The following is a 2,161-nucleotide window of genomic DNA, read 5'->3' as shown; positions in this document are numbered from 1 at the left end:
TTGCTATATATAGCAATGTGAAATGATTGGTGAAAAATTGATCGACTCAAAGCCCCCAGTATTGGGGGTTTGGGGGCTAGACAATTTTACAAATGGTTTCCGATTGCTATATAGCAACCGATAGAACGGTTAGGACGGATCGGTCAATTGAGCTGACCCGCCTTGAAATGAATTTCAAGGCGAATCGCAAAAGTCCACTCAAGTGGACTCGGTTAAACATAGACTGTCTGAACCACCTTGGCAGTTGCTATCCTTTTGGGAAAGCCTCCACTTTCCTATTAACATCAGATCCGATTTTCCCCTCTTTCAACTTCCCCAATCATCTTCAGATGATTTGAGCTATTAGCTTGGGAATTGATTCCCAAGCGGTGCCTTACTTCCTCCAGATCCCGATATTCTACCTTCGCCTCTTCCTTACATTCCATCTCCCCCACGCCTTGAACGCCTGCTTCATTCAATAGATTGAAAATCGCCTCGGCATTTTGGCGGGTGGCTGTTTCATCGATTAAAGTGGGACTGAAAGCATTAATTGAAACCGAATTCGCCCCAAATTCCGACTCGGGACTCACCACCGTCACCACCTCATCCCCGGCGACATTTTTCACCTTGACAACAAAGGCGTTGCGTTCGTCTTCCCCTTCATAGGTATCATCAACCAGGGTGTAACCCATATTTTCCAAAGCTTCGACGACGCGATCGCCAATTTCCGCCCGCATTTGGGAACCCAAAATCGAGAGTTTCGCCTGTTCGATAATTTCCCCTAAAATCGGCCGCAGGTGTTCGATTTGTTCGCCGATATTTTTAACCTGTTCGGTGGTGAGGGTGGCTTCCCCTTCCACCAGTTCTGTTTCCAACTGAGTCAGTCGGTTTTCGTACTCACCCAGCCGCCCATTTGTCCAGTAATTGACCTCACATTTGAACGATTCCGCGTCACTCCCCTCTCCGACTTCCACCTGACATTCCCGGTGACTCTGAACTTCGGTAATTAAACTGCGTAAATCGGTCAGTGCCGCCTGATAATATAACAGCCACTCCTGTTCCTTTTGTTCCAGTTCCAACCGCAGATCTGCCAATTTGAGATAGGTTTGCTGGCTTGTGGCGATCGCCGCCTCGGAAATTCCCGCCTCAATATTGCCCGCCACCATATCCAGATCTCGACGCAAATCCGCCCATTTTCCCGGGGCAAACCGTTGGTGTTGATAGTCGCGATCGACCTGTTGCCAAACCGTCTCGATATCCGCCAATAAATCCCGGGCTAATTCTTCTTTCTGCTGCCGTTCAGAAGCCAAATTTTGCACGACTTCATCAATTTGTTTTTGGAGGATTGTTTGTCCCGCTTCCCGAGCTTTTCGTTCCCCATCAATCAGGGCCGTAAATTTGCGATCTTGTCGTTCAAATAAACCCAAATATTCCCGGCGTTGATCTTGAAAGCGTCGGTTCGTTTCCCGTTCCAAATTTTGAATTCCCGTTCGCATCTGTGCAATTTCTTGTTCCTGGCGTTGGGTTCGCCCTTCCAGGGGGGCGAGGCGTTGCTGAAACTCCTGCTGGGCTTGCTGTCGCACTGCGTTTAACCGTTCCGGGAGGTCCTGTTGCAGCGATCGCAACCTGGAATCCTGTTCCCGCAGCCGTCGCAATTCCCGATCCTCAATCCGCGTGTAGCGCCGCTTTTCACCGCTCATCAGACCGCTCCTGTTTTAAGCTGGGATAATGGAGATATAGCATTATCTATCGCCGGCGAGATACGGTTGGGGATTGAAAGTCCCCCTTGTGAAGGGGGATTTAGGGGGATCGTCCGTATTGGGTTGGCTCGAAAACTGCTATATTCTCCGTTTCTATCTTAGCCCAGCTTTCTCGCACGTCCAAATATACGCGATCGCGACTCAACCCCACCCCAGACTGATTCCGACTCCCGGCATCGCTCCTTGTCAAATCGGCGGATTTTGAGTTTTCAAAATAGCCGTTTTATCCGAGTGTTTGAAAATAATTATTCTCATTCATCAGACCGACAAATATTGACCGTTTTGATGCCGCGATCGCCAAAAATTATAGCGTTTTTCAAGTCAATGAGGTACGGCGGGCATTTCAAGTCCCCATCCCCCCCTACCCCCCCTTTGTAAGGGGGGAGATCAGGGGGGATAATGGCGGATCGAACCGTATCGCA

General features: G+C 49.4%; 1 protein-coding gene. It reads right to left on the bottom strand.

What is annotated here, in order from left to right; translation table 11 throughout:
* Nucleotides 1–284 precede the first annotated feature (284 nt).
* Nucleotides 285–1,679 carry a coiled-coil domain-containing protein gene (locus AC0QHF_RS00445; protein ID WP_324702221.1) on the bottom strand — a complete coding sequence of 465 codons (1,395 nt, stop codon included), beginning with the start codon at nt 1,677–1,679 and terminating at the stop codon, nt 285–287.
* Nucleotides 1,680–2,161: the final 482 nt, after the last annotated feature.

The organism is Lyngbya sp. CCY1209, from assembly GCF_055795065.1.
The sequence above is the reverse complement of the archived record's forward strand: the minus strand, read 5'-3'. Positions and strand labels throughout refer to the sequence as shown.

Coding starts and splice junctions, on each gene's coding strand:
- AC0QHF_RS00445 (WP_324702221.1), bottom strand. CDS start 1,679: ATGAGCGGTGAAAAGCGGCGCTACACGCGGATTGAGGATCGGGAATTG.